Here is a 26927-nt window from a genome sequence, read left to right as displayed (position 1 = left end):
GGGATTTTGTGTTATAATGAAGATATGAAAACAAACGATATTGTCTATGGCGTTCATGCCGTCACAGAAGCTCTTTTAGCAAATACTGGAAACAAACTCTACCTTCAGGAAGATTTACGAGGAAAGAATGTGGAAAAAGTTAAGGAATTGGCTACTGAAAAGAAAGTATCCATTTCTTGGACTTCCAAAAAATCACTTTCTGAGATGACTGAAGGAGCTGTTCACCAAGGTTTTGTCTTGCGCGTTTCTGAATTTGCCTACACTGAACTTGAACAAATTCTTGCTAAGACACGCCAGGAAGAAAACCCACTGCTACTAATCCTTGATGGTTTAACGGACCCACATAATCTTGGTTCTATCTTGAGAACAGCGGATGCAACCAATGTTTCAGGTGTCATCATTCCCAAACATCGAGCTGTCGGTGTTACTCCTGTCGTAGCAAAAACAGCAACAGGTGCGATTGAACACGTTCCTATTGCTCGAGTCACTAATCTTAGCCAAACCTTAGACAAACTTAAGGATGAAGGTTTCTGGACATTTGGTACTGATATGAACGGAACTCCTTGCCACAAATGGAATACCAAAGGAAAGATTGCTCTCATCATAGGAAATGAAGGCAAAGGTATCTCTAGCAACATCAAAAAACAAGTGGATGAGATGATTACTATTCCAATGAATGGGCACGTACAGAGCCTCAATGCCAGCGTCGCTGCAGCCATTCTCATGTACGAAGTTTTTCGAAATCGACTCTAATAAAAAGTGAGGTTAGGACAAAAGATCCTGACCTCACTTTTTATTAGCAATCAAACTTTGACGCGGTAGCTGATTGAACTTTTTGTTCGTCTTTTAGACTCCAAAAAGCTCCTAATCATCCTCGTGGGGCTGGAACTTCGAAATCGAGACTTTGTCTATCGATTTCTGTCCCACCGCCTTTTTAATAATGTTCGGTAATATATTTGTAGGCCTCTTGACCTGCAATAGCGCCATCACCAACTGCTGTTGTAACTTGGCGAAGGTCTTTTTGACGAACATCCCCAACCGCAAAGACACCTGTAACACTTGTCTTCATGTGATCATCTGTCACAATCCAACCTGCCTGGTCGCGAATCTGCAACTCTTGGACAAAGTCACTAACAGGGTCTAAACCAACATAGATGAAGACACCTCCAAAGGCATGTTCAGTCACTTGATTTGTTTTAACATTTTCAATCACAACCGATTCCACACGGTTTTCACCCTTGATTTCTTTGACAACAGAATCCCAAATGAAGTTGATTTTATCATTGGCAAAGGCGCGGTCTTGCAATACTTTTTGGGCACGAAGTTCATCACGACGGTGAACGATGGTTACAGATTTGGCGAACTGTGTTAAGAAGATTGCTTCTTCAACAGCCGAATCTCCTCCACCTACAACCAACAAATCCTGGTCGCGGAAAAAGGCTCCATCACAAACTGCACAGTAAGAAACTCCACGACTATTGAGTTCTTCTTCTCCTGGAACCCCCAAGAGACGGTGCTTAGAACCAGTCGCCACGATAACTGTACGCGCTTCATAAACCTGGTCGTCTGTTACGACTTTTTTAAACTCACCATGATCCTCAACATTTTCAACGAAGCCATAGAGATGCTCAACACCTAGATTTTCAAGAGGTTCAAACATCTTTTCAGCTAATTCAGGACCACTGATATTAGCATAACCTGGATAGTTTTCAATGTCAGAGGTATTATTCATCTGACCACCAGGAAGTCCACCTTCAATCAAAGCAACTTTCAAATTGCTACGTGCTGCATACAAGGCTGCGGTCATCCCAGCAGGACCTGCCCCGATAATAATCGTATCGTACATTCACTTTCCTTCTTTCTCGTTGTAACTGTTTTTATTCTAACGGATTAAATCCCATTTTACAACTATTAAGCCTTGAGAACCAACAAAATGCTCATGGTTGCAAATGACAATACTGGAATTGTTAAAACTCCAATCATAATCATATCGTATAAATGGGCTTGACGTGCTTTAGCAGTTTTGTCAACCCCAGACAGAGCTCTAAGTCCAATCCAGAGTCCCAAAATAATCAAGACCATTAGAATTGTCAACACTAAACTCTCTAAATACAAAGCAAATAGCTGAACTAGCATGCTCTCTCTCATTTCTATTAATTTTAAAGAGCAAACCCAGTTAGCCTAGCCAACTGAGTCTTTCTTATCTTCTATTATATCAAATATAGGTTCGTTTGTAACTAGCAAAGAATTCTTTTGTTCGTTCTTCTTTAGGATGATTGATAATCTCATCTGGTGTTCCAGACTCAATAATCTTTCCTTTATCCAAGAACAAAACCTTATCAGCTACTTGAGAAACAAAGGACATATCGTGACTGACTAAAATCATGGTTTGACCTGATTTAGCTGCATTAACGATAGATCTTTCTACCTCACCAACCAATTCTGGGTCAAGGGCTGAAGTAGGTTCATCCAAGAGCAAGATTGCTGGCTTCATGGCTAAAGCACGCGCCAAAGCTACCCGTTGTTTTTGTCCACCTGATAAATGGCGAGGATAGTGCTGTTGACGATCTGAAAGACCAACCTTAGCCAACTCTTCTTTGGCAATCTTAGTTGCTTCTTCGTCGGAAAGTTTTTTAACAACTACCAAACCTTCCTTGACATTGTCTAAGGCTGTTCTACGCTCAAACAAATTGAACTGTTGGAACACCATGGACAACTTGCGACGAAGAGTCAAGATTTCATCTTGAGTAATTTGAGAAAAGTCAACTTTGAAATCATCAATCTGAATACTTCCACTATCAGGTGTTTCCAGATAATTTAGGCTACGAAGAAAGGTTGACTTCCCCGCTCCTGAGGAACCAATCAAAGCTACTACTTCCCCTTTTTGAATATCTAAATTCAGATGATCCAAGACGGTTTGACCAGAAAAGGATTTGCTTAAATTTGAAATCTTAATCATTAGCGAAGGTCTCCTTTCACATCTGTTTTCGCATTATCTGGTGCTTCGATTGCCATTTTTTTCTCAATAAAGCGGCCAAGATTTTCAATAGCGATATTTACCACCCAGTATACAAGGGCAACTGAGATGAAACGTTCGAAGTAACGATAGTCGGCACCACCCAAAATCTGAGCTTGGGCGAAGACTTCTACAACACCCGCACTAAAGGCTAGGGAAGTCCCCTTAGTCAAACCGATTAGGGAGTTAATCAAGGTTGGAGTCGCTACTACTGCTGCATTGGGAATAATCACACGACGGTAAACTTGTGCACGTGTCATTCCAAGACTACGAGCGGCTTCAATCTCTCCAGGATTGACAGAAAGAATAGCGGCACGGATAGTTTCACTAGCGTAAGCTGCTTCGTTAAAAGCAAAAGCTACAATGGCAAAAGCTGCGGCCGGAATCGCATTGATATTAAAAGCAGTTCCCCATTGTTGATTCAACGCTTTTAATGCTAGAGGAATTCCATAGTAAGTCAACATCAACTGCACTAGGATTGGTGTCCCTTTTAAGAAACTAACAAAGAATGCTTGTAATGGATAAAGAATTCTAACGCGATTAATTTTTACAATAGCAAAAACCAAGGCCAAGATTATACCAAAAAAAGCACCAAATACTGTCAACATCAATGTTGTTGGCAATTGTTGTACAATTCTTGGAATCCCATCAAAGACAGAACGAAAACTAAACAGTTTGCCGTCTGGAATATACTGCATCAAGTTTTGGTACCAATCTGATGCTAAAATTGTTGTAACATTCATAGAAACATCCTCTCCTGATAATGAATCATTCTATCATACTTCTGCCTAGATTTAAAATATTTGCTACGAGCAGAAGAGACTTTGTCTACCTACTAGTTTATCATACTTTAAAAGCGTGAGGTTATATATTTTACCTATCAAGGAGATAGAAAAAAACTATTTCAAATCCAAGTTGTCGTAGGTTTTACGATAACCAATTTGTTTAACAACACCATTCTCCACTAATATAGGACGTTTTAATAACATACCATCACTGGCCAAGAGTTTGGCCGCTTCTTTATTGGATAAAGTCCCAACCTTATCTTTTAAGCCCAGTTCACGGTATTTAATTCCACTGGTATTGAAAAATTGCTTCAACTCAAATCCAGAAGTTTCGATCCAGTTTAAAATGACCTCTTCACTCGGAGTTTCTTCTACGATATGAACATCTTTATACTCTAGCCCGAGTTGATCTAACTCTTTTTTGGCTTTTTTACAAGTTGTACATTTTGGATATTCGATAAATTCTAACATTTTTTCTCTTTCTATTTTTTATTTTCTTGATAACTTGCACCTTCATGATTCAAGAGCCAAGCCTTCTTATCAAGTCCCCAAGCATAGCCTGTCAGACGTCCTCCAGCACCTAGCACACGGTGACAGGGGACAAGAATAGACCAGGGATTGCGCCCTACTGCTCCTCCGATTGCTTGGGCAGAAGCTACTTGCAAGTCCTTAGCTATTTGTCCATAAGTAACAGTCTGACCGAAAGGAATTCCCCGCAAGTAGTTCCAGACTCTTTTTTCGAAATCACTACCGACAGGAGCCAAAGGTAACTGAGACAAATCTTGATTTTGTCCTTTAAAATAAGCATCTAAACAGCTAGCAATTTGATTTAAAATGGGATGACTTTCAACAGCAGTTATATCATTTTCAGATAATCCCTTCTCAAAATCACTCTCTTCCTCAACCCATATCCCAAACAGATAGTGATCATCTGCTACCAAAGATAAGATTCCAATCGGAGACTTGTACAGCATCTTTGCATACTTCTTAGACATTTGATTTTAATTTTTGATAGGCCAAGCGTTCCCCATCTACTGGAACTTTACCAACTTGTTTAAAACCTAGCTTCTCAAAAATATGTTGCATAGCTTTATTCTTAGCGTGCGTATCTGAACGAAAATCTAGGTAATCAAAGCCTTCAATCAAGCCTTCCAAGAAGGTCTGGGCAACACCTTGCCCTTGCACATCACTAGCGACAGCAATACAGTGAAAAACTAGATACTCTGACTCTCTTCCTTCCCAGCTTCCATCATAAATTGCTTCATAGGCTTTTTCTGGACTCTTGGTTACTGCTGCATAAGCTAAGAGTTCTCCTTCTTCCAGGGCTACATAAGCCTGACCTGAGATAATATCTTCGATAATCGTACCAGTATTTGGATAACCATTTTGCCACTGAGTGCTACCAGCTTCCGCCAAGCATTTTTTAGCTTCCTCAATCACCTGCATAATTGCATCTACTTCGTTCGGAAAGGCTAAACGAATTTCCATCTTATCTCCTCTTTTCTGACTAGTTTCTCTCATCATAGCATAATTTAAGGCTTTCTACAAGCAGTTAAAACTTGACTTTTGATTTCTATTATTTTATAATCTAGTTATCAAAACTAGATAAAAAGGAGTTGGAAATGAAATCTACTTTTTCCTACCCAGAATGGGACGAAATTCCAAACATTGATCTCTATTTGGATCAGGTCCTACTTTATGTAAATAAAGTTTGTTCCCCTATTTCTCTTACTAAAGAAAAAGGTTTAACTGCATCAATGGTGAACAACTATGTCAAACACGGCTATATCAGCAAACCTGAAAAGAAAAAATACCAACGCAAACAAATCGCCCGATTGATTGCTATCACAACGCTCAAGTCTGTTTTTTCAATCCAGGAAATTGCTCAAACGCTGAATACCCTACACACAGAGACTAACTCAGAAGAGCTTTACAACGCTTTTGTGAACTACATGAACGAAGACATTGACCCAGCCAATCCTATTATCCAAGCAAGCTGCCAAACGGTCAAGCTCTATCATCAAACACTTGCACTGGTCTATAAAGAAACCGAAGAGGAGGAAACAAATGAATACTAGTTTCAAACTTAGCAAACGCCTTAGTTTTGGAGAAGAAATAGCAAACAGTGTCACCCATGCTGTAGGGGCACTTATCATGCTGATTTTGCTCCCTATCTCATCGACATATAGTTATGAAGCTCATGGATTTTTATCATCGATTGGGGTGTCGATTTTCGTTATTAGCCTCTTTCTCATGTTCCTTTCATCGACCATCTATCATTCTATGGCTTATGGTTCCACTCATAAGTATGTCTTGCGCATTATCGACCATTCCATGATTTATGTTGCGATTGCTGGCTCTTATACTCCTGTCGTTTTGACCTTGATGAATAACTGGTTTGGTTACCTGATTATTGCTATCCAATGGGGAACAACTATTTTCGGTATTCTTTATAAAATCTTTACCGAAAAAGTCAATGAAAAATTTAGTCTAATTCTCTACTTAATTATGGGGTGGTTAGTTGTGGCTATCCTACCAGCAATCATCAGTCAAACAAATCCAATCTTTTGGACTCTTATGGTATCAGGTGGGCTTTGCTATACAGTTGGTGCTGGATTTTACGCTAAGAAGAAACCATACTTCCACATGATCTGGCATCTCTTCATCCTAGCAGCTTCAGCTCTCCAATACATTGCCATTGTTTATTACATGTAAAAATAGGCCGGGAAAATCCCGACCTATTTTTATTTGCACATGTTGATAAAGTATTGATGCAAGCGAAGATCATTTGTTAATTCCGGATGAAATGAAGTCACTAGCATATTCTTTTCTTGAGCAGCAACGATTTGATTGTTCACTACTGCCAGAACATCAACACCCTTACCAACTTCACTAATAATAGGTCCACGGATAAAGGTCATGGGAATTTTGCCAACACCCTTGCAGTCTGCTTCAGTATAAAAGCTTCCTAGCTGACGTCCATAGGCATTGCGCTCTACTACTATATCCATAGTCGCTAGATGACTCTCTTCCTGAGTGGTAATCTCTTTTGCTAGTAAAATCAAGCCTGCACAAGTCCCAAAGACTGGTAAGCCATTGAGAATAGCTTCTCTTAGAGGGAGTAGCATATTCTGGTCACGTAGGAGTTTTCCCATAGTTGTAGACTCACCCCCTGGCAAGATCAACCCTGACAGCTCGCTTCGATGTTGCTGAAAATCTTCTAGGTTTCGCAGTTCGATGCTTTCAACTCCTAGTTGAGCAAGCATTTTCTCGTGTTCTACAAAGGCACCTTGCAAGGCCAATATTCCAATTTTCATCTATTTTCCTCGCTCAGCCATGAGAATTTGGATTTCATTCTCATTGATACCAACCATGGCTTCACCTAAATCTTCAGAGATTTGAGCTAAAATTTTAGGATTTTGATAGTTTGTAACTGCCTTGACAATTGCTGCTGCACGTTTAACAGGATCACCTGACTTGAAAATCCCTGAACCAACAAAGACACCTTCTGCACCTAGCTGCATCATGAGAGCAGCATCTGCAGGTGTTGCTACACCACCTGCTGCAAAGTTGACAACCGGTAATTTCCCATGTTCGTGGACGTATTGAACTAATTCTACTGGAACTTGGAGTTCTTTTGCTGCGACATAGAGTTCATCTTCACGGAGATTTTGGATGCGACGAATTTCTTGATTCATCATACGCATATGACGGACTGCCTGAACGATATCTCCTGTTCCAGGTTCCCCTTTGGTACGAATCATTGAAGCACCTTCAGCGATACGACGCAAGGCTTCTCCTAGATCTTTAGCACCGCAAACAAAAGGAACTTGGAATTCTTTCTTATCCACATGGAAACGATCGTCAGCTGGAGATAACACCTCACTCTCATCGATATAGTCAATCTCGATGGCTTCTAAAATCTGTGCTTCGACAAAATGCCCAATTCGAACCTTGGCCATAACTGGAATGCTGACTGCTTCTTGGATTTCCTTGATCATCTTTGGATCGCTCATGCGAGAGACACCACCAGCTGCACGAATATCAGCTGGGATTCGCTCCAAGGCCATAACAGCTGCCGCACCTGCAGCCTCTGCAATTCTTGCTTGTTCAGGATTTTGAACATCCATAATGACGCCACCTTTAAGCATCTGTGCCAAATTTTTATTTAATTCATAACGATTTTCAGTCATTTTCTCTTCCTCAATAGTTGTATTGGTAGCTACAGTTTTATTGTAAGGTAGAAATGACTCAAGAACAAGATAAAAAAAATTGATTTGTCCGGGTACAATTATATCAATCATCAAAAAAAGTACCCATATAAGGTACTCTTATTTCTTAGATTTTTTAATGTTTTTAACAAGATAAAACAGATATCCTGAGATCATGTAAGCAACAAAGATAGTGGCTGCCCATCTAAAGACAAAGCCCCAACCATATTTATTAGCATTTAAAAAGAAATAGGGGAAGGGATTGTCCTTAGCATTTGGAATATTCATTTTGAGAACTAAACCGTTGAGAATAGCAAATCCCATATAGAGCAAAGGCAAGACTGTCCACACAATAGGATCAAACCACTTATATTGGCGATTCTTATCAAACAAGAGCGTATCTGCTAGAAACCAGAGGGGCACAATATAATGGCAAAGGAAATTTTCCAAACGGTAAAAATCTGTTGCGATCGGTGCTAGCATAAAATGATAAATGACACAGGTGATCATGATACTCATGGTAACGCCACCTTTGAGTCGTAAAATACCTGGTTTTTGCCAACTATCATCGTCACCACGCATCTTTAGTAACAGATAAGCTGTAAAAAGTGTTACCAAAAGGTTAGAAAGCACTGTATAGTAGAGCAACATCCCAAAACCACCATGCTTGGTAATTTCCAAATAAACACCAAGAAAAGCAGCGATAAAGAGAAGAGCACGACTATAAAATATAATTGTTTTATTTTTCAACATCATTAAATCTTCTTCACAAATTCTGATTTAAGTTTCATTGCGCCAAAACCATCAATCTTACAGTCGATGTTGTGGTCACCTTCAACAATACGGATGTTTTTAACACGTGTCCCTTGCTTAAGGTCTTTTGGAGCACCTTTGACTTTAAGGTCCTTAATCAAGGTAACTGTATCTCCATCAGCTAGCTTGTTCCCATTTGCATCTATAGCAACAAGGCCTTCTTCAACCTCAGCTTGCTCAGCAGGATTCCATTCATAAGCACACTCTGGGCAGACTAGCAAGGCACCGTCTTCATAGACATATTCTGAATTACATTTTGGGCAATTTGGTAGATTGTTCATTTTATCTCCTTCTATTTTCATGATGGTTTGATTGTCAAATTTTCGTTAACAGAATCTATTATACCTTAAAATTTAAAATTTGACAAATTGCTAAAAAACCGACTCACCACTATCATGGTCAATCGGTTAAAATTTCAAATTAAAAATGTTTGACTGCTTCTGATTTAATTTTTTCGACAACTTCTAAAATACTTAGCCCTGTTGTGTCCAAATAGATTGCATCATCAGCCTGCTTAAGAGGAGAGGTTTCACGATGACTATCTTTATAATCACGCGCAGCAATCTCTTCTTTCAAAGTTTCCAAATCTGTTTCGATTCCCTTTGAAAGATTTTCCTTATAACGTCGTTCTGCACGTTCATCCACTGAAGCAACAAGAAAAATCTTCAATTCAGCCTTAGGCAAGACCACTGTACCAATATCTCGACCATCCATAACGATGCCGCCTTGTTGGGCAATTTCTTGTTGAAGGGCTACCAATTTTTCACGAATAGCTGGAATGGCTGCAAAAGCAGATACAGCATTGGTTACTTCATTTTCTCGGATTGGATTTGTCACATCAACGTCCCCAACAAAAACAAGCTGTTCGCCTGTTTCAGCACGACCAAAGCTAATCGGATATTGTTCCAATAATTCAAGAAGTCGAGAAGACTCTTCTGGACTTACTTGGTTGTTCAAAGCGATGTAAGTCGCAGCACGATACATGGCACCTGTATCCAAGTAGGTATATCCAAAGTCCTTAGCGATAATCTTAGCTACTGTACTCTTCCCACTGGATGCTGGTCCATCAATGGCGATCTGAATTGTTTTCATTCTAACTCCTATCTTGTCTTAAGGACATCACCAGGATTTGCAAACCAAGTTCCTGAAGACATATGACTAGGGTTCAAGGCTTCAAGCTGGGCAATAGAAATGCCTGCTCTAGCTGCAATAGCTGCCTCACCTTCACCTGCAAGGACAGTAATGGTTCCCTCAGCATTTGTATGTTCCTCTGAACTACTTGAAGAAGTTGATTCTGCTTCAGAACTTGATGCTTCAACTGAACTACTTGATGATGTTGAAGAAACTTCCTCTACCTTAGGCGCAGAAGAATCATGAAAATCTTTCAAGGCTGCCGTACGATCACTTCCACCAGATGACAGGTAGATTAGAATAGCAATCATACCGACAACGATAACAAAGAAAATACAAGCCAAAATCGTTAAAATACGATTAGCTCCTACTCCTGATTCCTTATTTCCTCTACTTCTTCTCTCTGAACGACTTTCCTCGATGTCGTAAATATCTTCTTGCCATGGTTCCTTTTCCATACCTTACTCCTTGTTTTTTTTCTAATTTCTTATTACAATATAAATATGAAAATCACACTTATACCTGAAAGATGCATTGCCTGCGGGCTATGCCAAACCTATTCTGATTTATTTGATTACCATGATAATGGTATTGTGCGTTTCTATGATGATCCTAATCAACTAGAGAGAGACGTCCCAGCTAGTGAAGAGCTAGTGGAAGCTGTAAAACAGTGCCCCACTCACGCGCTCATCAAAGATTAATTTGTCATCAGTGGCGATTCGATTTCCAAATCCCGCTTCATCTAGTTTAGCATATTTTTCCAGAAAATTATAGTCTTTTGAAGGACTTATTTTTAGTAAATCTCATCTTGACTCACTCTGTTCTTTTATCAGATAGAGGGGTCTTTTTTTCGTTTCCATATAAATTTTACTGATATATTTTCCGAGAATCCCAATCGTCAATAATTGGACACCACCAAGAAATAGAATGACAGCCATCAAAGAGGTCCAACCAGAAGTTGGATTACCCAGTACGAGAGTACGAACAACTACAAACAATGTCATCACCAAAGCCAGAAAACACGACGAAAGGCCAGCAACAAAGGCTAATATTAAAGGGAAATCTGAAAAATTCACAATCCCTTCGATAGAGTAGAAAAAGAGTTGTCTAAAACTCCAACTTGTCTTACCTGCCTGCCTTTCAACATTAGGGTATTCTAGATAGTGAGTACGGAAACCAACCCAGGCAAAGAGTCCTTTGGAAAAGCGATTGTATTCTGTCAATTCTAACACTGCATCCACAACTGATCTTCTCATCATCCGAAAATCACGAACACCCGATGGAAGAGCTACTGGGCTAATTTTTTGCATCAAACGATAAAAAAGATCGGCGCAGGAACTACGTAAAAAGGGTTCTCCTTCTCGACTGGTTCTGCGTGTTCCAACGCAGTCCAAATCCGGATTCTGATCTAGTAGTTCTTTCATCTCAAGCAAGAGGCTTGGTGGATCCTGAAGGTCTGCATCCATAACCACCACCAAATCTCCTGTTGCTTGTTGTAAACCTGCATATATGGCCGCTTCCTTCCCAAAATTACGCGAGAAAGAGATATAATGTACTGCAGGATTTTTCTCTCGATAAACCTTTAAAACGTCCAAAGTCTGATCAGTCGAACCATCATCTACAAAAATGTATTCGATTTCTGTTTCCAAATCTGGGATCAGTGCTTCAAGAGTTTGATAAAAAAGAGGAAGTACTTCCTCTTCGTTTAAACATGGGACTATGATTGAAATCGTCATCTTAGTCTTCAAATCCATTTGGATGCTTGCTTTGCCAACGCCATGCGTCTTCACACATTTCTGTAATACCAAGTTCTGCTTCCCATCCTAGCTCTTCCTTAGCTTTTGCTGGATCTGAGTAGCAAGCTGCAATATCACCTGGGCGACGTTCAACAATACGGTATGGAATAGGACGTCCGACTGCTTTTTCCATATTTTGGATAATTTCAAGAACTGAGTAGCCTTTTCCTGTACCAAGGTTGTAAATGTTTAGTCCTGAACCTTTTTGAAGCTTCTTAAGGGCCGCAACGTGCCCTTTTGCTAAGTCAACAACGTGGATATAGTCACGAACACCTGTTCCATCTACTGTATCGTAATCATCTCCAAAGACCTGAACTTGTTCCAACTTACCAACTGCGACTTGTGTAACATATGGCAAGAGGTTATTTGGAATACCATTTGGATTTTCACCCAAATCACCGCTCTCATGCGCACCGATTGGGTTGAAGTAACGAAGTAAAACAACGTTCCATTCTGAATCGGCTTTATAGATATCTGTCAAGATTTCTTCAAGCATCAACTTAGTACGACCATAAGGGTTAGTAGCCGAAAGAGGGAAATCTTCGAGGATTGGAACAGTATGCGGATCTCCATATACTGTTGCTGATGAGCTAAAGATGATATTTTTACAGTTAGTCTCTTCCATAACTTTCAAGAGACTGACAGTTCCAGCGATATTGTTATCATAGTAGGCAAGAGGGATACGTGTAGATTCCCCTACAGCCTTCAAACCAGCAAAATGAATTACACCTGTTGGTTCTTCATGTTTGAAAATATCACGAAGAGTTTCAGTATCACGAATGTCTGCTTCATAGAAAGGAATTTCTACGCCAGTAATTCTTTCCACCACTTCTAAGCTTTTACGGCTACTGTTTACCAAATTATCCACGACAACTACTTGGTGTCCAGCTTGGACCAGTTCAATGACAGTGTGAGTTCCGATAAAACCTGCTCCACCTGTTACCAGAATTTTTTCTTGCATTTTATTTCCTCAATTCTTGGATTATTTTTTTCATTTTACCATTTTTGATAGGGAAAGTCATTTACTTTCCTAAGACTATCGTAAAAACTAGGTAAAAGGTTTACTATTGTTTCTTTTTAATGTATCTTTCAGTCGGATAATCTGCTGGATCCAATACTCCTTTTCTCCCTTGAAGCATTTGAGCTAGATGATAACCGATAATAGGACCAGTCGTTAACCCTGAAGATCCTAGACCACTTGCTGTATAGACTCCTGATAAGTTTGGAACCTGTCCGAAAAATGGAGAAAAGTCACTCGTATAAGTCCGAATTCCTACACGTTCACCAGATAAAACTGCATCCTTTAAACTCGGATAAAATGGATTCGCTGCCTCAGCCATTTGTTGGAGCAAATTTTTATCGACTGTAAGATCAAATCCCATATCATTCTCATGGGTAGCTCCTAGAGATAACTTGCCTCCAGGAAATGGTATCAAATCCCACTCACCTTCCGGCATAACTACAGGGTAAGTTCCCATGTCTTGTGGCACTTGATAATCTCTAAGTTGACCTTTTTGAGGACGAACATCCACCTCATAGCCTAAAGGCTCCAAAATGTGTCCAAGCCAAGCTCCCGTAGATAAAATTACTTGATCAAATATTTGATTGTCTATCTGATAGCCCGATAATAAAGGAGTTAGACTAACCTCTTTCTTTACGACCTTAACCTGACTGGCATCCAATAAACGACTCACCAGGAGTTGCCCATCTACTCGAGCTCCACCAGAAGCATAAAGCAATCTCTCAAATCCCTTTAGACCAGGGAATAACTTACTCGCAGACTCTTGATCCAGAATGGCTAATTTCCCTATCAAGGGAGATTCATCTCTACGTTGCAAGGCCAGTTGATAGAGTTCCTCTAGTTTGGACTCATCTTTTTTAAGAAGAAAGACTCCTGAGCGTTGGTAAAAATCTACCTTTTGACCAGATTTTTCTATATCAGCTAATAAATCTACATAAAAATCTGCTCCTAGGCGCGCCATCTTGTACCAGACCTTATTGCGTCGTTTAGAAAACCAGGGGCTGATAATCCCTGCCGCTGCCTTGGTCGCTTGTCCGTGCCCATGATCAAAGACAGTTACTTCGATATCAGTTTCTTTAGAAAGATAGTAGGCAACCGTTGCCCCTACAATTCCTGCTCCTACAATGGCAACTTTTTTCATTGTCTTCACCTTCTAACTAGATATGATGGAATGGATTTGTCGATGCCTGACTTGCGATAACCTCTAAAGGCCAATCATTTTCTTCCTTCCATTCGTTCAGGAACGCTGCAATTTTTTCAACAAAGAGAACTTCAATATAGTGGCCTGGATCCAGAGCCAACAAGCCGTCTGACAACATATCTTGGGCAGTGTGGTAATAGATGTCACCAGTAATGTAGACATCTGCTCCTTTTGCTATTGCATCAGAGTAGAAAGACTGCCCACTGCCACCACAAATAGCTACTCTTGAGATTGTTTTTTGCAAATCAGTCTCTTTATAATACACCATTCGAAGGCTATCTAGACTAAATACTTCCTTAACATGACTAGCAAATTCTTCAAACGTTTGAGGTTTAATATTGCCAATACGTCCAATGCCACGTTCTGGACCTGTTTCTTGCAGATACGTTGTATCCTTAATATCTAACAGTTGGCAGAACCAATCATTAAGACCATTTTCAACGATATCAATATTAGTATGGCTAACGTAGACTGCAATATCATGCTTAATAAGATCAATATAAATCTGATTTTGAGGGCGACTAGCTACCAAGTCCTTTATCGGACGGAAGATAGGCGCGTGCTTAGCGATAATCAAATCTACACCCTTTTCAATAGCTTCTGCCACTGTATCTTCACGTATATCAAGGGCAACCATGACTTTTTGGATGTCCTTGTCTAAGGTACCAATCTGCAAACCACGACTATCGCCTTCCATAGAAAATTCTTGTGGGCAATAGGCTTCATAACGCTTAATCACTTCACTTGCTTTCATGGAGCACCTCCTTGATGGCTTGAATTTTATCAGCCAGAACCTGACGTTCTTCTTGATTTTTTTCTGGAATTTGACTAAGGGCAAATCCTAGCTTACTTGCTTCTTTTTGCCATTTCTGAACAAATACGGGACTAAGTTCTTTAGATAGAAAAGGACCAAAACGGGTGTCACTTGCTGACAATTTCATTTCTCCAGCTTCCACAACTAGAATCTCGTAAAATTTTCCAGCTTCTTCTAGGATACTTTCTGCCATAATTTGAAAACCATGTTCTTGTAACCAACTACGCAACTCGTCTTCACGATTATTGGGTTGAAGAATCAATCGCTCAACATCGGCTAGTTTGTCCAATCCTTCTTCTAATATCGTAGCAATCAAGTGACCTCCCATCCCAGCAATAGTGATAACAGAAACCTGGTCACTTTCTTCGAAAGCTGCTAAACCATTGGCTAAACGAACCTGAATTTTCTCAGTTAAGCCATGACTTTCAACATTTCTAACTGCAGATTGATAGGGTCCCTCTACAACTTCACCCGCGATGGCAGCTTCAATATGACCTTTTTCAACTAATTCAATAGGTAAATAAGCATGATCGCTCCCGACGTCCAGCAAAACAGCTCCTTGGGGAACAAAAGAAGCTACTGTTTCTAATCTCTTTGAAATCATCTTCTCTCACTTTCAAAAACTCTATTTCCCTTTATTATACCATATTTTATCTGGCAATCCTGCACCTAAAAAAGACAGCAATCATGGATTGCAGTCTTTCTCTATTTTCTAGATTGATAACGACTCGTCAAGATAAAAATCACAATAAAGATTAACATCATGATGCCATAGACAGGTAATGTTTGTCCTGTCAGTGTTGAAATTTCAAGTAGTTTTTGGATTCTTGGAAATAGAGCAGTTCCAAGGAAGCCACCAACTGACCAAACAATCAAGAGCACACGCCATAGACTAAATGGCAAGCAAGCTCTAACTACAGACATGAAACCAATCGATGCTAACAGATAATACAAAAGTGTCGAAATTTCAATGGCTGACCAACCTTGACTGGTTCCAAAAATTTTAACAAAGAGAACACTAAAGACTACCATCAAGGCACTTGGTAAAGCACGGAGCATGGATTTTCTGAGAAAGTTTTGTTCAACAGGTTTGATGTTTCTCTCAAAGGTCAATACGAACGGTGGGAAGCCTTCCACGAACTGGTCAATCATAGTTATCTGAATCGGAATGAATGGGAAAATTAAAATCCATTCAGTACGTCCCAACAATGCACTCGCAATACAAATGACTGCGAGCAGGAAGGAATAGATGGTCTTAATCAAGAAAATTGGAGCAATGTGGGCAATGTTATTGACCACACGACGACCTTCAAAAAGAATCTCAGGAACATCATTGAAGTCTGAGTTCAAGAGGACCAGATTTGCAATCTGACGAGTTGCTGGGTCTCCTTCAGCCATAACAATGGAACAGTCTGCCTCACGGAGAGCTAGGATATCATTGACACCATCCCCTGTCATAGCAGTCGTATGACCTGCTTTTTTCAGAGTTTGGATGATTAGTTTCTTTTGATGAGGCGAGACACGTCCGAAAATGGCTGTTTCCTCAGCCATGGCTATCAATTCTTCATCATTAATTTTCGAACAATCTACATAGCTCTGATAGTCTGCAAAGCCTGCTTTTTGGGCAATACTTGAAACAGTGACTGGATTATCACCAGAGATAATTTTCAGCCCTACTTCCTGAGAACGAAGATAGTCTAGCGTCTCAGCAGCACCTTCTCGAATCGGATCTAGAATCTCAAGCAAAGCCAAAGCCTGAATATCAGATGGCTTTTGCGGCCTGTGATGGTCAAGTTTTTCTTGACTGAGCGCTAACACCAAGACACGAGATCCTCGTTCAAGAGCTTCTCTAGCTTCAGAAACTTCAGCACCCAACAACATCTCCGGTGCGCCTAGGAAAACAGTTCCTAGACCTTCCAACTCCATTGCTCCCCATTTTCGATCGCTTGAAAATGGAAGACTAGAAATCATCGGATAAACTACCTCTCCCACAAAACGCTTTCGAATAGCTTGAGCTGTTGGATTTTTATCCTCACTGTTAGCCATATAGCTGGTTAGTATTTTGGCAATAGCATCTTTATCAAAAGCCTGAGTCAGAGGAAGGACAGTCTCAACCTGCATCTTACCTTGGGTGATGGTACCTGTCTTATCCAAGCAGAGCATATCGACACGTGCTAAGGTCTCAACAGAATACATCTCCTGTACCAAAACCTTTTTCAAACCAAGCTTGATAACAGCGGTTAAGAGAGAGGTGATAGTCAAGAGCGCGATTCCCTTAGGCAACATCCCCAAAAGAGCTGTAGATGAATTGACTACAGAAGACTTCAGTGGTAAACCTTTCAAGACCAAAGCTTCAAGCAAAAGAGCAATTCCAAATGGAATAATGATTTTCCCAGTAAAGCCAGCTAGCTGGTCTAGCGATTTCATGATACGTGAGTTAATCGGTTTAACAGTTTTAGCTTCAAGCATGAGTTTGGCTGCATAGTTATCTGCACCGACATGGTGAACTTTAGCCAAAACTGACCCACTGGCTAAGAAACTTCCAGACAAAAGCAAGTCTTCAACTTCCTTTTGCACCAAGTCACTCTCACCCGTTAACATAGCTTCATTGACTTCTGCAAAACCTTCTAATACAATTGCATCACTTGGAATTTGATCCCCTGCTGACAAGCGAATCACATCGTCCAAAACAAGTTCTTCGGGGTCCAAAGCTATCTCTTGTCCATCACGAATAGTGATAATCTTTTCTTTATTCAAGAGATTGAGCTTATCAACCATATGTTTGGCACGTAGCTCGGTTACAATCCCAGAAAATGCATTAAAGCAGATAACCGCAAAGAAAACTAGGTTACTCCAGGCTTGAACAAAGGCAAGTGCTAAGGCAATAGCAAAGTTTAAAGCATTGAAGAGAGTAAAAACATTTCGTTTTACAATCTGCCAAGTACTGGTACTAGCTGATGCTTTGAAATCATTGACCTGCCCCTGTTTCTGACGTTCATTAACTTCTGATTGGCTTAAGCCTATAATTTTATTTTTATCCATAGTCTCTATCATATCATTTTTTTTTAAATAATTCTAATTTCATATAAAGAGCTTTTCCGCCTATACAAAAAAAATTTGCCTGTCCTACAACGATAAGGTATAATAAAAGAAAGAAATTTGAAGGAGACACCATGTTTTATACTTATCTTCGTGGGCTCGTTATGTTGATTCTCTGGTCTATCAACGGTAATGCTCATTATCATAATACCAATAAAATTCCGAGTCAAGATGAAAACTATATCCTAGTTGCTCCCCATCGTACCTGGTGGGATCCTGTCTACATGGCATTTGCGACCAAACCGAAACAGTTTATTTTTATGGCTAAAAAGGAACTTTTCTCCAACCGAATCTTTGGTTGGTGGATTCGTATGTGTGGTGCCTTTCCTATTGATCGAGAAAATCCTAGCGCTTCTGCCATTAAGTATCCTATTAATGTCCTTAAAAAGAGCGACCGATCTCTCATCATGTTTCCAAGCGGTAGTCGTCATTCTAACGATGTAAAAGGTGGCGTAGCTCTGATTGCTAAAATGGCCAAGGTTCGCATCATGCCAGTTACTTATACTGGTCCAATGACCTTAAAAGGACTCATCAGTCGTGAACGTGTCGATATGAACTTCGGAAATCCTATCGATATCTCAGACATTAAGAAAATGAATGATGAAGGAATTGAGATGGTTGCTGAACGTATTCAATCAGAATTCCAACGTCTGGATGAGGAAACAAAACAATGGCATACAAATAAAAAACCAAATCCTTTGTGGTGGTTTATTCGCATACCAGCACTGATTCTTGCTGTCTTAGTTGCAATTGTTACCATCATCTTTAGCTTTATCGCAAGTTTTATCTGGAATCCAGAAAAAAACAAAATCAATTAGGTTAGAATAAAATGGCTGAGGGATATTCTCTAAAGCCATTTTAGTTTGACTGACAGCTGATTACTTTTAAATAAAACATTTTATTGACAAAGATTTGATTCTATAGTATACTTTTTAAGTAAGCTGATTTAGCTCAGTAGGCAGAGCGCATCCATGGTAAGGATGAGGTCGCCGGTTCGATCCCGGCAATTAGCATTGTTTAACAGTTCTTTTTTATTGACTTTTTTTCGACTTTATAGTAAAATAAAATCTGCGATGAGTCGATATGTAGCGAGAGCTACTATTGAGCAAAGGAGGTCATAACGCAGGAGCGGACCTTGAGAAATTGTGTGAACCGATTTCTCACATGGAGATGCCTCTCAAGCTTTCTGGTTTTTCCAGAGAGCTTTTTTATTTTCCTAAACACTACTAAACCCTATCTTTTAGCAATCCTTTCTGCACAAACAGTAATAAGCTCAAGCCTCAATCATACACTTATAGACTTATAGACTTATTATCCAAAAAATCCTAGCTAGGTTTAGTCATAAAGATAGAAAGATGACCATTGCAGTCTGTAATTACAGCAAAAGTTACAGGACAAACTGTATTATATACCTTAGCATTGAAAGGAAGGGGATATATTTTGCCCCTCGTCACAAAAAAGACCTATCACACGAGCTAGAAAGCTTGATATGATAGGCTTTTTAATATTAGATTAACGTACAGTACGGATACGCATTGTATTAGTACGAACTGCTTCACCAAGTGGCACACCTGCAACGATAACGATATCGTCACCAGATTGTACAAGACCTGCTTCAACTGCTTTACGTTCTGCAATTTCGAACATGTCATCAGTTGATGATGGAGCTTCTGTCAACATTGGGATAACTCCCCAGTTCAACATCAATCCACGTTCTGTCAATTCGTCAAATGTCAATGCCAAGATATCAGCATTTGGACGGTATTTAGAGATCAAACGTGCTGTGTGACCAGTCTTAGTAAGAGTTACAACCAATTTAATGTCCATTGAGTTTGTAGCATCTTTAACTGCTGAAGCCATAACTTCTGTCTTAGAGTTACGTTCGAAAGTATCTGAGTTCAAACGTCCGTATTCGTTAAGAAGAGTTTGAGCGTTCTTATCGATAGTTGCCATTGTACGAACAGACTCAAGTGGGTATTTACCATTTGCTGACTCACCTGAAAGCATTGTAGCATCAGTTCCATCGATAACAGCGTTAAATACGTCTGATACTTCTGAACGAGTTGCACGTGGTTTTTCAGTCATTGTTTCAAGCATGTTTGTTGCAGTGATAACAACTTTACCAGCAGCGTTCACTTTAGTAATGATCATTTTTTGGTAAACTGGAACCATTTCAAATGGTACTTCGATACCCATGTCACCACGAGCGATCATGATACCGTCAGCAGCTTCAATAATTTCATCCAAGTTTTCAATACCTTGTTGGTTTTCGATTTTCGCAAACAATTGAACGTGACCATTACCAGTTTCTTCACAGATTGCACGAACTTCATTCACGTCTTTTGCAGTACGTACGAATGAGATCGCGATGAAGTTGATACCTTGTTCCAAACCGAAGCGGATATCAGCGTTATCACGTTCAGCAAGAGCTGGGAAAGGAATTTTAGTGTTAGGGATGTTTACACCTTTTTGTTTAGCGATAACACCGTCATTTTCAACTTCAACGACAAATTCACGAGTTGCATCGTCTTTTTCTACAACACGAAGACCAAGTTTACCATCGTCAACCAATACTTGACGACCAACTTCAACATCATCATAGATGTCAAGTGCTCCAGCAACGTTCAAAGCAATCACTTCACGAGTTGATTTGATTCCTTGTTTAGTTGCAACGCGGATTTTTTCACCAGTTTTGTATGAATACTCTTTAGCTTCACCTTCGAACAATTCAGTACGGATTTCTGGTCCTTTAGTATCAAGAAGGAAACCAACTTTTTTACCTGCAAGTTTTTCTGCAAGTTTAACAGTCGCCATACGGTCACCTTGTTCTTGGTGGTCACCGTGTGAGAAGTTGAAACGGAAAGTGTTAGCTCCAGCTTCAATCAATTGAGCAATGTTTTTTGCTGATGCTTCAACATCAAGCTTTTCACCCCAATATCCGTCATCACCAAATTTTTTACCACCACGGATTTCCACCGCAGGACCTAAAGTTGCAACGATTTTTACACGTTTATTCATGATTATGAAACTCCTTTATTTTTTAGACCTTTTATGGTCATTTTACCAGATTAGTTAAAGTTGATTATGACAAGCTCTTGTTCAAGTCAGAAAGTTCAATATCAGCTTTGTGAGGGTTATTGACAACAATCTTACCATCAGCTGTTAGGCTAAATAAAGCTCCTTCTTCTGCAGTTCCAAGAATTGGATTTTCAACCATTTTCTCATTGCGAATACCAACAGCGACACCACCGATTCCTTGTTTAAGGAGTTTAACAGCATGTGCACCCATGCGTGACGCCAATACACGGTCACGAGCAGTTGGTGATCCACCACGTTGGATGTGACCAAGTTCAGTTACACGAAGGTCGCTTGTATCTCCAGCTTCTTTTAGTTTTTGACCAAATTCTGCCGCTGACATAACACCTTCTGCCAAAACGATAATGTTGTGTTTCTTACCGTGTTCATATCCAGCCTTGATACTTGCTACGATGTCTTCCATCTTGAATCCTTCTTCAGGGATGATAATTTCATCAGCACCTGTTGCAATACCAGCCCAAAGAGCGATATCACCAGCGTTACGTCCCATTACTTCAACTACGAAAGTACGACGGTGACTTGATGATGTATCACGAATCTTATCAATGGCATCCATTGCAGTCGTAACTGCAGTATCAAATCCGATTGTGAAATCAGTACCTACGATATCGTTATCGATTGTTCCTGGAAGTCCAATAGCAGGGAATCCATGCTCAGTCAAGCGCATAGCTCCGTGATAAGAACCGTCACCACCGATAACTACAACACCTTCGATACCGTGTTTTTTCAACTGCTCAATCCCTTTAAGTTGACCTTCGAGTTTTGCAAACTCAGGGTAACGAGCAGAGTGAAGGAAAGTACCACCACGTGAAATGATGTCTCCTACAGAAGCAGCATCAAGTGGATAAATTTCACCGGCAACCATACCAGCGTATCCATCATAGATACCAAAAACTTCCATTCCTTCTGAGATTGCTTGACGAACTACTGCGCGGATAGCAGCATTCATACCAGGGGCGTCTCCACCACTAGTCAAAACAGCAATACGTTTCATTTGGTTTTGCTCCTTTTTCTTTAACATTCTAACTGATTATACCATAATTAAAGTTAAAATTCTTTTATTTTCATTGATTTTTAACGATAAATCGTTTTCATAACTATCTGACTTAAAGATTCCTGTAAACTAAAATCTTTTGCAACAAAATAACTCGGTAAAAGGACATTTTTTTGTTCATTTTCGTAGCGAATGATTACTGGAATTTCTCCCTTATATTGCTCTAAAATATGATAAATTTCAGTATCATGTTCATGATCAGCAGCCTGTATCCAAAATCGTTCACTCACTGCTTCTTTTAGATTATTTAACACTAATTGAAGCCGACCATCTCTTGCCTGTACTTTTCCATTAAGGTAGTAGAATCTTCCTTCATGTAAGAGATTTTTAAATTGGCGATACTGGTCAGAAAAAACTGTGACTTCAAGCTTAGTTTTACTATCACTAACTTTCAGAAAGGCCATGTTTTCACCTTTTTTAGTTCTGATTACTCGGATAGACTGAATCTCAACGAGTACTGTAGCTGTCTGCCCTTCAAATAGTTCAAACAAACTCACAATTGGGTACAAAGGATTCTTTGCTAAGATCAATAAAGGATGCGGACTGATACCTACTCCAAGCCACTCATGTTCCTTACGGAACTTTTCGACTTGCGTAAAATCCTCACTCTCAAGCCAATTGTAGCTATTATCTGCAAATAAACTACCCAATTCTTCCACAAAAATAAATAAAGTAGGTAAGTTGGATAAGATTTTTTGGCGATTTTTCTCGAAACTATCGAATAAACCAATCTCGACTAGGGGAGTTAAGAGACTCAACTTCTGATAATTTTTAGGCAAGTGAGTGACAAAATCTTCAACACTTATAAAAGGACGATTCTCTAAAATCCAATAGGCAAAATCTCGAGGCATCCCCTTGATGCTCTTAAGTCCCAAGTAAATAGTCTTGTCTGTCAATTTATCCTGATATGGGATTGTATTGATAGAGAGTGGTGTTAGTTCAAAACCCATTTCAAGGGCATCGAGAATATAATCTCCACTAGCATAATTGAGCATGACTTGATAAAAGATTTCTGGATAATGTGTCTTAAAGTAGGCAAGTTGAAAAGCTAAAGCCGCATAAGCATAAGCATGCGATCGGTTGAAACCATAACCAGCAAATTTTTCCATAACGGCAAAAACCTGCTGTGCCTGTTCCTTTCCATGACCTTTTTCGAGTGCACCTTGGATAAAACTCTCCTCCATTCGGTGCATCTCGGCAGCATTCTTTTTCCCCATGGCGCGGCGTAAAATATCAGCTTTTCCAAGGCTAAAACCAGCATAACGCTGTGCGACTTGCATTACCTGTTCTTGGTAAAGCATAATGCCATAAGTTGGAGCCAGAATATCTTCCAAAACTGGGTCCAGAACTGTTACCTTTTCTTTACCATGTTTTCGAGCCACAAAGTTGTCGATATAGTCACTCGCCCCCGGTCTGTTGAGGGAAGTCGTTGCCACTACTTCTTCAAAGCTTTCTGGTTTCACGCGCTTTAATAAGCGAATAGCACCAGGTTGTTCAAACTGAAAAATTCCCTTGGTCTTCCCAGCTGCAAAGAGGGCTAAAGTTCCCCTATCCTCAAGGTCAATTTCCTCAATCCTTAACTGAATTCCTTGAGTTTCAAATAAGAGCTCCTGCATTTTTTGAGCAAAAGTTAGGTTTCGTAAGCCCAAGAAATCCATTTTGAGCAAGCCATTTCCTTCAACTCCATGCGCATCATACTGGGTAATGAGCATATCCTCACCATACTTAAGAGGAATATAGTCCGTTAGATTTTTATCACTAATCACGACACCAGCAGCGTGGATGGAAGTTTGCCGAGGATAGCCTTCTATCTTTTTAGCAATTTCAAAAGCCTTTTGGTACTCAATCTTACCTTGAATCAGTTGTCTAAATCCTAGATTCCCTTCATAGGCACTTGTTAAGGTATCTTTAAATCCAATTTTTTGGGTTATGGATGTCAACTCATACTCGGGAACACCATACCGTTTAAAAACATCTCGGATAGCCTGTTTGGCACCAAAAGTCGAGTAGGTGACTATCTGAGCAGCGTGAATACTACCATAACGGTCACGAACATAGCGGATAAATTCAGGACGATAGATATCGGGAATATCAATATCGATATCGGGCATGGTATAACGTTCACGATTTAAAAAGCGTTCAAAGATGAGATTCTTAGCCACAGGGTCAATACCAGTGATATCTAAGGCATAGGCCACTAGACTTCCAACTGCAGATCCACGTCCCATACCCATATAATATCCTTGAGAACGACCGAAACGTAAGAGGTCCCAGACAACCAAGAAATAGTCATCGAATCCCATATCGTGAATCACAGATAGCTCTTCTTCTAAACGAGTCAAATAAGGCTGACTAAGGAGCCCCTTCGCTTGCAAACCATTTCTTGCTCTTTCACGCAATTCCTCAACAGCTGGTCTCTCTGGATTGAAACGAGGAAGCTTGAGACTACTATCAATCTCATAAGTAGTTGCTCCAATCAGTTCAGATAGATTGTCTAAAGCTTTTGGAAACTTTTCTACAAAAAATTGTTCAAGACGGTCAGCAGGTAAAAACAAGCCTTGTTGCGATTGAACATCCACCTCTCGCAAGGTCACATTTTCCTTAATCGCCTTGAGCATTTGGAGCGTTTCTAAATCCTCAGCTTCGAAAGAATTAACACGATAAAGTGGGAGAATGGGGTGAGAAAAATTCGACTGAGGTGTATCTGGATACACTCCAATATAGTAGTCATGCCCTAAGTCCAAGGAATCAATTGCAGAATAATAAGGAACAATGATGCAAATATCTTCAAGGTAAGGAGAAAAATCAGTCCATTCCTTTTTACCTGTCATTTTTTGACTCGAAAGCTTCATGAGATTTCGATAACCATGATTTGATAGGGCTAGAAAGCGCAGATTAATCAGTTCTTCCTTATGATGAACGGTCACCTCAAGACCTAATAAGGGCTGGATCCCTTGCTTTTGGCACTCTTTGATAAAATAATAAGCTCCATAGAGGTTGTCAACATCCATGATTCCAAGTGCTGAGTAGCCGTATGCTTTCCCTTGGTCAACATACTTCTGAATAGAAATCATACTCTCCATAAAACTATAAACCGTTTTAGTATCAAGTTGTGCAATCACTCGCTATCACCTCCCTTTTTCTACTTATATTATACCATTTTAGAAAATAGAAAAACAATTTCTTTCTTCCCTTGTAGAAAAAAGAACCACAGTTAAATTAACCGTGATTCCCATTCATTATTCTACCTCTAGGATAGGATTTGTAGTTATCAAGTAACTAATCTTGCCACTAACACCGAAATATTTACCAATTTTAGTATGTAATTCTAGCATTGCTTCCCGAGCTCGTGATGCCTGCTCTTCATTGATAGCTTCAATGACTAAAACAGCATCTTTAGTTTCTTCTATTAACATGGTTCTTTGGGCTTCACGCCAGTTTAAACAGCGACAAATCGCATCTTGTTCTTCAAAATAAATCATTTCATCAGCTAATGCAGGAGCATCACTTTCAGTCCCTAGTGGAAGAAGGATTCATTCCTTCGTGCTCCTCCAAGAAGTCACCAACAATCTTAGCTAAATCTTCTCCCCCACAAGGAACTGCGTAAGAAAGTGAAAAGCTATTATAGATATCTGCCAAATGATTTATTAGATTAAATTCTCTTCCTTGACTCACACGTTTTAATAAAGCTTTAATAGAAGAACGAGTACCTTTTTTGGTTTTAAATTTAGTGAACACCTGACGCCATTCTTTTTCTTTCATTCTACTACAAATTCAAAAAATGAGTAGCCTACAAGCTACTCGATATGAACTATAATGAATTCTCACGAATCACTTCTACCTTGTATCCATCTGGATCTTTGATAAAGTAATAGTTTGGTTGAGTCCCTGGAAGTCCATTAGGCGCTGTTACTTCATAGCCTTTGTCGCTATGTTCTTTGTGAAGAGCCTCAAGGTCAGGTGTACTTAGGGCGATGTGAGCAAAACCGTCACCGACAACATAAGGTCCGTGATCATAGTTGTAAGTCAACTCCAATTCATAATCATCACCTTCAAGTCCAAGATAAACAATAGTGAAAGCATAGTCTGGAAAGTCTCTACGACGCAATTCCTTAAAACCAAAAGCATCTTGATAAAAAGCGATTGATTTTTCAAGATTTTCAACTCGCAAGCAAGTGTGTAGCATTTTAGAAGCCATTTTTTTCTCCCTTGTTTAAAAAAGACTGGGACAAACTTGCACCAGTCTTATGAATAATTATTTACCAAGTTTTGCTTTAGCTGCATCTGCAAGAGCTGCGAAAGCTGCTGCATCGTTAACAGCCAAGTCAGCAAGCATTTTACGGTTAACTTCGATCTCAGCCAATTTCAAACCATGCATCAATTGTGAGTATGAAAGTCCGTTGATACGAGCTGCCGCATTGATACGTGTGATCCACAATTTACGGAAGTCACGTTTCTTTTGACGACGGTCACGATATGCATAGTAGTAAGAGTTCATTACTTGTTCTTTTGCAGTACGGAACAAGATGTGTTTAGCTCCATAGTAACCTTTTGCTAATTTAAGAATACGTTTACGACGTTTGCGTGATACAACGCCACCTTTAACACGTGCCATTTATATTTCCTCCAAATATTTCCTAGAATTGTTTACTTACAAATACGCGATTATTTCAAGCGAGTAAGCATTGCTTTGATACGTTTGAAATCTCCTGAATGCACCATAGATGCTTTACGAAGATGACGACGTTGTTTTTTAGTTTTTCCGTGGAAACGGTGAGAAGTGTAAGCACGGAAACGTTTAAGTCCACCAGAACCTGTACGTTTGAAACGTTTAGCTGATGCGCGGTGTGTTTTTTGTTTTGGCATGATTTTTTCTCCTTTATTTAACTT

30 protein-coding genes, 1 tRNA gene and 1 pseudogene are annotated in these 26927 nt (G+C 39.7%); 6 read left to right on the top strand and 26 right to left on the bottom strand.

All coding sequences use genetic code 11. The features are described from left to right. Positions 1–24: 24 nt before the first annotated feature. Positions 25–753 carry a 23S rRNA (guanosine(2251)-2'-O)-methyltransferase RlmB gene (rlmB, locus tag O3633_RS08000; RefSeq protein WP_000855759.1) on the top strand — a complete coding sequence of 243 codons (729 nt, stop codon included), beginning with the start codon at positions 25–27 and terminating at the stop codon, positions 751–753. Between the two features lie 181 nt (positions 754–934). Here the strand turns inward: rlmB and trxB are convergent, their stop codons facing one another. The 7 genes from trxB to O3633_RS07965 all read right to left on the bottom strand — a co-directional run bounded on the left by trxB (position 935) and on the right by O3633_RS07965 (position 5289). Then, on the bottom strand, positions 935–1846 hold the full coding sequence (trxB, locus tag O3633_RS07995; RefSeq protein ID WP_371620935.1) for a thioredoxin-disulfide reductase: 912 nt from the start codon (positions 1844–1846) through the stop codon (positions 935–937). A gap of 65 nt (positions 1847–1911) precedes the next feature. After that, positions 1912–2136, bottom strand: coding sequence for a DUF4059 family protein (locus tag O3633_RS07990; protein WP_371620934.1), 225 nt, complete (start codon positions 2134–2136; stop codon positions 1912–1914). Between the two features lie 79 nt (positions 2137–2215). After that, positions 2216–2959, bottom strand: coding sequence for an amino acid ABC transporter ATP-binding protein (locus O3633_RS07985; RefSeq protein ID WP_070459629.1), 744 nt, complete (start codon positions 2957–2959; stop codon positions 2216–2218). Further along, positions 2959–3759 (bottom strand): amino acid ABC transporter permease, encoded by an 801-nt coding sequence (locus tag O3633_RS07980; RefSeq protein ID WP_049508615.1) that lies wholly within the window; start codon positions 3757–3759, stop codon positions 2959–2961. Before O3633_RS07980 ends, O3633_RS07985 begins: the two co-directional genes overlap by 1 nt. A 156-nt stretch (positions 3760–3915) precedes the next feature. Then, the gene (locus tag O3633_RS07975) at positions 3916–4272 is read right to left on the bottom strand and encodes a Spx/MgsR family RNA polymerase-binding regulatory protein (protein ID WP_371620933.1); all 357 of its coding nucleotides are present in this window, start codon (positions 4270–4272) and stop codon (positions 3916–3918) included. A gap of 11 nt (positions 4273–4283) precedes the next feature. Continuing rightward, positions 4284–4796, bottom strand: a complete 513-nt coding sequence (locus O3633_RS07970) for a methylated-DNA--[protein]-cysteine S-methyltransferase (RefSeq protein WP_371620932.1) — start codon at positions 4794–4796, stop codon at positions 4284–4286. After that, positions 4789–5289, bottom strand: a complete 501-nt coding sequence (locus O3633_RS07965; RefSeq protein WP_371620931.1) for a GNAT family N-acetyltransferase — start codon at positions 5287–5289, stop codon at positions 4789–4791. Before O3633_RS07965 ends, O3633_RS07970 begins: the two co-directional genes overlap by 8 nt. A 134-nt stretch (positions 5290–5423) precedes the next feature. Between O3633_RS07965 and O3633_RS07960 the strand changes: the two genes are divergently transcribed. Both O3633_RS07960 and trhA read left to right on the top strand, forming a co-directional pair. After that, positions 5424–5879, top strand: coding sequence for a DUF1836 domain-containing protein (locus O3633_RS07960; protein ID WP_371620930.1), 456 nt, complete (start codon positions 5424–5426; stop codon positions 5877–5879). Further along, positions 5869–6516 carry a PAQR family membrane homeostasis protein TrhA gene (trhA, locus tag O3633_RS07955; protein WP_371620929.1) on the top strand — a complete coding sequence of 216 codons (648 nt, stop codon included), beginning with the start codon at positions 5869–5871 and terminating at the stop codon, positions 6514–6516. The genes O3633_RS07960 and trhA overlap by 11 nt, the downstream gene beginning before the upstream one ends. A 29-nt stretch (positions 6517–6545) precedes the next feature. Here the strand turns inward: trhA and pdxT are convergent, their stop codons facing one another. The 6 genes from pdxT to O3633_RS07925 form a co-directional block, all read right to left on the bottom strand. Further along, positions 6546–7118 (bottom strand): pyridoxal 5'-phosphate synthase glutaminase subunit PdxT, encoded by a 573-nt coding sequence (pdxT, locus tag O3633_RS07950; protein ID WP_371620928.1) that lies wholly within the window; start codon positions 7116–7118, stop codon positions 6546–6548. Then, positions 7119–7994 carry a pyridoxal 5'-phosphate synthase lyase subunit PdxS gene (gene pdxS / locus O3633_RS07945; RefSeq protein WP_371620927.1) on the bottom strand — a complete coding sequence of 292 codons (876 nt, stop codon included), beginning with the start codon at positions 7992–7994 and terminating at the stop codon, positions 7119–7121. Between the two features lie 138 nt (positions 7995–8132). After that, positions 8133–8765, bottom strand: a complete 633-nt coding sequence (locus O3633_RS07940; RefSeq protein ID WP_371620956.1) for a Pr6Pr family membrane protein — start codon at positions 8763–8765, stop codon at positions 8133–8135. A 2-nt stretch (positions 8766–8767) separates the two neighbouring features. Then, entirely contained in the window at positions 8768–9106 is a 339-nt protein-coding gene (locus tag O3633_RS07935; protein ID WP_045762909.1) for a zinc ribbon domain-containing protein YjdM, read from the bottom strand. A 139-nt stretch (positions 9107–9245) separates the two neighbouring features. Then, positions 9246–9917: a (d)CMP kinase gene (cmk, locus tag O3633_RS07930; RefSeq protein ID WP_045762908.1), complete on the bottom strand. Its 672-nt coding sequence runs from the start codon at positions 9915–9917 to the stop codon at positions 9246–9248. Between the two features lie 8 nt (positions 9918–9925). Next, on the bottom strand, positions 9926–10414 hold the full coding sequence (locus tag O3633_RS07925) for an SAG1386/EF1546 family surface-associated protein (protein WP_371620926.1): 489 nt from the start codon (positions 10412–10414) through the stop codon (positions 9926–9928). A gap of 45 nt (positions 10415–10459) precedes the next feature. On the opposite strand from O3633_RS07925, the gene O3633_RS07920 reads away from it, so the two are divergent. Continuing rightward, positions 10460–10657: a ferredoxin gene (locus O3633_RS07920; RefSeq protein WP_371620925.1), complete on the top strand. Its 198-nt coding sequence runs from the start codon at positions 10460–10462 to the stop codon at positions 10655–10657. Between the two features lie 102 nt (positions 10658–10759). Here O3633_RS07920 and O3633_RS07915 read toward each other — a convergent pair whose 3' ends face one another. From O3633_RS07915 to O3633_RS07890, 6 genes are all read right to left on the bottom strand, one after another. Continuing rightward, positions 10760–11710, bottom strand: a complete 951-nt coding sequence (locus tag O3633_RS07915; protein WP_371620924.1) for a glycosyltransferase family 2 protein — start codon at positions 11708–11710, stop codon at positions 10760–10762. Beyond that, a complete protein-coding gene (gene galE, locus O3633_RS07910) occupies positions 11694–12713 on the bottom strand; it encodes a UDP-glucose 4-epimerase GalE (protein WP_371620923.1) in 1020 nt (339 codons plus the stop codon). The genes O3633_RS07915 and galE overlap by 17 nt, the downstream gene beginning before the upstream one ends. Before the next feature lie 103 nt (positions 12714–12816). Then, a complete protein-coding gene (locus tag O3633_RS07905) occupies positions 12817–13914 on the bottom strand; it encodes an NAD(P)/FAD-dependent oxidoreductase (protein WP_371620922.1) in 1098 nt (365 codons plus the stop codon). 16 nt (positions 13915–13930) lie between these two features. Further along, positions 13931–14728: a Nif3-like dinuclear metal center hexameric protein gene (locus O3633_RS07900; protein ID WP_049530921.1), complete on the bottom strand. Its 798-nt coding sequence runs from the start codon at positions 14726–14728 to the stop codon at positions 13931–13933. Then, entirely contained in the window at positions 14715–15392 is a 678-nt protein-coding gene (locus tag O3633_RS07895; RefSeq protein WP_049530922.1) for a tRNA (adenine(22)-N(1))-methyltransferase, read from the bottom strand. Before O3633_RS07895 ends, O3633_RS07900 begins: the two co-directional genes overlap by 14 nt. Before the next feature lie 101 nt (positions 15393–15493). Further along, positions 15494–17830 (bottom strand): cation-translocating P-type ATPase, encoded by a 2337-nt coding sequence (locus O3633_RS07890; RefSeq protein ID WP_371620921.1) that lies wholly within the window; start codon positions 17828–17830, stop codon positions 15494–15496. 131 nt (positions 17831–17961) lie between these two features. Here O3633_RS07890 and O3633_RS07885 point away from each other — a divergent pair, with 131 nt between their 5' ends. Continuing rightward, positions 17962–18705, top strand: a complete 744-nt coding sequence (locus O3633_RS07885; RefSeq protein WP_371620920.1) for a lysophospholipid acyltransferase family protein — start codon at positions 17962–17964, stop codon at positions 18703–18705. Between the two features lie 122 nt (positions 18706–18827). Beyond that, positions 18828–18900, top strand: a tRNA-Thr gene (locus O3633_RS07880). 499 nt (positions 18901–19399) lie between these two features. Here O3633_RS07880 and pyk read toward each other — a convergent pair. The 7 genes and pseudogenes from pyk to rpmI all read right to left on the bottom strand — a co-directional run bounded on the left by pyk (position 19400) and on the right by rpmI (position 26903). Next, complete coding sequence (gene pyk, locus O3633_RS07875; RefSeq protein ID WP_049530925.1) at positions 19400–20905, bottom strand: pyruvate kinase; 1506 nt, start codon at positions 20903–20905, stop codon at positions 19400–19402. A 64-nt stretch (positions 20906–20969) separates the two neighbouring features. Next, entirely contained in the window at positions 20970–21977 is a 1008-nt protein-coding gene (gene pfkA, locus O3633_RS07870) for a 6-phosphofructokinase (RefSeq protein WP_049530926.1), read from the bottom strand. 80 nt (positions 21978–22057) lie between these two features. Further along, positions 22058–25159, bottom strand: a complete 3102-nt coding sequence (locus O3633_RS07865) for a DNA polymerase III subunit alpha (RefSeq protein WP_371620919.1) — start codon at positions 25157–25159, stop codon at positions 22058–22060. A gap of 117 nt (positions 25160–25276) precedes the next feature. Then, a pseudogene (locus O3633_RS07860) lies at positions 25277–25790 on the bottom strand (B3/B4 domain-containing protein); the annotation flags it as partial. 58 nt (positions 25791–25848) lie between these two features. Continuing rightward, complete coding sequence (gene gloA / locus O3633_RS07855; protein ID WP_000157160.1) at positions 25849–26235, bottom strand: lactoylglutathione lyase; 387 nt, start codon at positions 26233–26235, stop codon at positions 25849–25851. Positions 26236–26292: 57 nt separating this feature from the next. After that, entirely contained in the window at positions 26293–26652 is a 360-nt protein-coding gene (rplT, locus tag O3633_RS07850) for a 50S ribosomal protein L20 (protein ID WP_000124829.1), read from the bottom strand. Positions 26653–26702: 50 nt separating this feature from the next. After that, a complete protein-coding gene (rpmI, locus tag O3633_RS07845; protein WP_001125942.1) occupies positions 26703–26903 on the bottom strand; it encodes a 50S ribosomal protein L35 in 201 nt (66 codons plus the stop codon). Positions 26904–26927: the final 24 nt, after the last annotated feature.

Origin of the sequence: Streptococcus sp. 27098_8_22 (genome assembly GCF_041432415.1) — a bacterium.
GTDB lineage: Bacteria > Bacillota > Bacilli > Lactobacillales > Streptococcaceae > Streptococcus > Streptococcus pseudopneumoniae_M.
The sequence above is the reverse complement of the archived record's forward strand: the minus strand, read 5'-3'. Positions and strand labels throughout refer to the sequence as shown.

Bases quoted from the DNA above. Each gene is read 5' to 3' on its own strand.
- rlmB (WP_000855759.1), top strand. From the start codon at position 25: ATGAAAACAAACGATATTGTCTATGGCGTTCATGCCGTCACAGAAGCT.
- trxB (WP_371620935.1), bottom strand. From the start codon at position 1,846: ATGTACGATACGATTATTATCGGGGCAGGTCCTGCTGGGATGACCGCA.
- O3633_RS07990 (WP_371620934.1), bottom strand. From the start codon at position 2,136: ATGCTAGTTCAGCTATTTGCTTTGTATTTAGAGAGTTTAGTGTTGACA.
- O3633_RS07985 (WP_070459629.1), bottom strand. From the start codon at position 2,959: ATGATTAAGATTTCAAATTTAAGCAAATCCTTTTCTGGTCAAACCGTC.
- O3633_RS07980 (WP_049508615.1), bottom strand. From the start codon at position 3,759: ATGAATGTTACAACAATTTTAGCATCAGATTGGTACCAAAACTTGATG.
- O3633_RS07975 (WP_371620933.1), bottom strand. From the start codon at position 4,272: ATGTTAGAATTTATCGAATATCCAAAATGTACAACTTGTAAAAAAGCC.
- O3633_RS07970 (WP_371620932.1), bottom strand. From the start codon at position 4,796: ATGTCTAAGAAGTATGCAAAGATGCTGTACAAGTCTCCGATTGGAATC.
- O3633_RS07965 (WP_371620931.1), bottom strand. From the start codon at position 5,289: ATGGAAATTCGTTTAGCCTTTCCGAACGAAGTAGATGCAATTATGCAG.
- O3633_RS07960 (WP_371620930.1), top strand. From the start codon at position 5,424: ATGAAATCTACTTTTTCCTACCCAGAATGGGACGAAATTCCAAACATT.
- trhA (WP_371620929.1), top strand. From the start codon at position 5,869: ATGAATACTAGTTTCAAACTTAGCAAACGCCTTAGTTTTGGAGAAGAA.
- pdxT (WP_371620928.1), bottom strand. From the start codon at position 7,118: ATGAAAATTGGAATATTGGCCTTGCAAGGTGCCTTTGTAGAACACGAG.
- pdxS (WP_371620927.1), bottom strand. From the start codon at position 7,994: ATGACTGAAAATCGTTATGAATTAAATAAAAATTTGGCACAGATGCTT.
- O3633_RS07940 (WP_371620956.1), bottom strand. From the start codon at position 8,765: ATGTTGAAAAATAAAACAATTATATTTTATAGTCGTGCTCTTCTCTTT.
- O3633_RS07935 (WP_045762909.1), bottom strand. From the start codon at position 9,106: ATGAACAATCTACCAAATTGCCCAAAATGTAATTCAGAATATGTCTAT.
- cmk (WP_045762908.1), bottom strand. From the start codon at position 9,917: ATGAAAACAATTCAGATCGCCATTGATGGACCAGCATCCAGTGGGAAG.
- O3633_RS07925 (WP_371620926.1), bottom strand. From the start codon at position 10,414: ATGGAAAAGGAACCATGGCAAGAAGATATTTACGACATCGAGGAAAGT.
- O3633_RS07920 (WP_371620925.1), top strand. From the start codon at position 10,460: ATGAAAATCACACTTATACCTGAAAGATGCATTGCCTGCGGGCTATGC.
- O3633_RS07915 (WP_371620924.1), bottom strand. From the start codon at position 11,710: ATGGATTTGAAGACTAAGATGACGATTTCAATCATAGTCCCATGTTTA.
- galE (WP_371620923.1), bottom strand. From the start codon at position 12,713: ATGCAAGAAAAAATTCTGGTAACAGGTGGAGCAGGTTTTATCGGAACT.
- O3633_RS07905 (WP_371620922.1), bottom strand. From the start codon at position 13,914: ATGAAAAAAGTTGCCATTGTAGGAGCAGGAATTGTAGGGGCAACGGTT.
- O3633_RS07900 (WP_049530921.1), bottom strand. From the start codon at position 14,728: ATGAAAGCAAGTGAAGTGATTAAGCGTTATGAAGCCTATTGCCCACAA.
- O3633_RS07895 (WP_049530922.1), bottom strand. From the start codon at position 15,392: ATGATTTCAAAGAGATTAGAAACAGTAGCTTCTTTTGTTCCCCAAGGA.
- O3633_RS07890 (WP_371620921.1), bottom strand. From the start codon at position 17,830: ATGGATAAAAATAAAATTATAGGCTTAAGCCAATCAGAAGTTAATGAA.
- O3633_RS07885 (WP_371620920.1), top strand. From the start codon at position 17,962: ATGTTTTATACTTATCTTCGTGGGCTCGTTATGTTGATTCTCTGGTCT.
- pyk (WP_049530925.1), bottom strand. From the start codon at position 20,905: ATGAATAAACGTGTAAAAATCGTTGCAACTTTAGGTCCTGCGGTGGAA.
- pfkA (WP_049530926.1), bottom strand. From the start codon at position 21,977: ATGAAACGTATTGCTGTTTTGACTAGTGGTGGAGACGCCCCTGGTATG.
- gloA (WP_000157160.1), bottom strand. From the start codon at position 26,235: ATGGCTTCTAAAATGCTACACACTTGCTTGCGAGTTGAAAATCTTGAA.
- rplT (WP_000124829.1), bottom strand. From the start codon at position 26,652: ATGGCACGTGTTAAAGGTGGCGTTGTATCACGCAAACGTCGTAAACGT.
- rpmI (WP_001125942.1), bottom strand. From the start codon at position 26,903: ATGCCAAAACAAAAAACACACCGCGCATCAGCTAAACGTTTCAAACGT.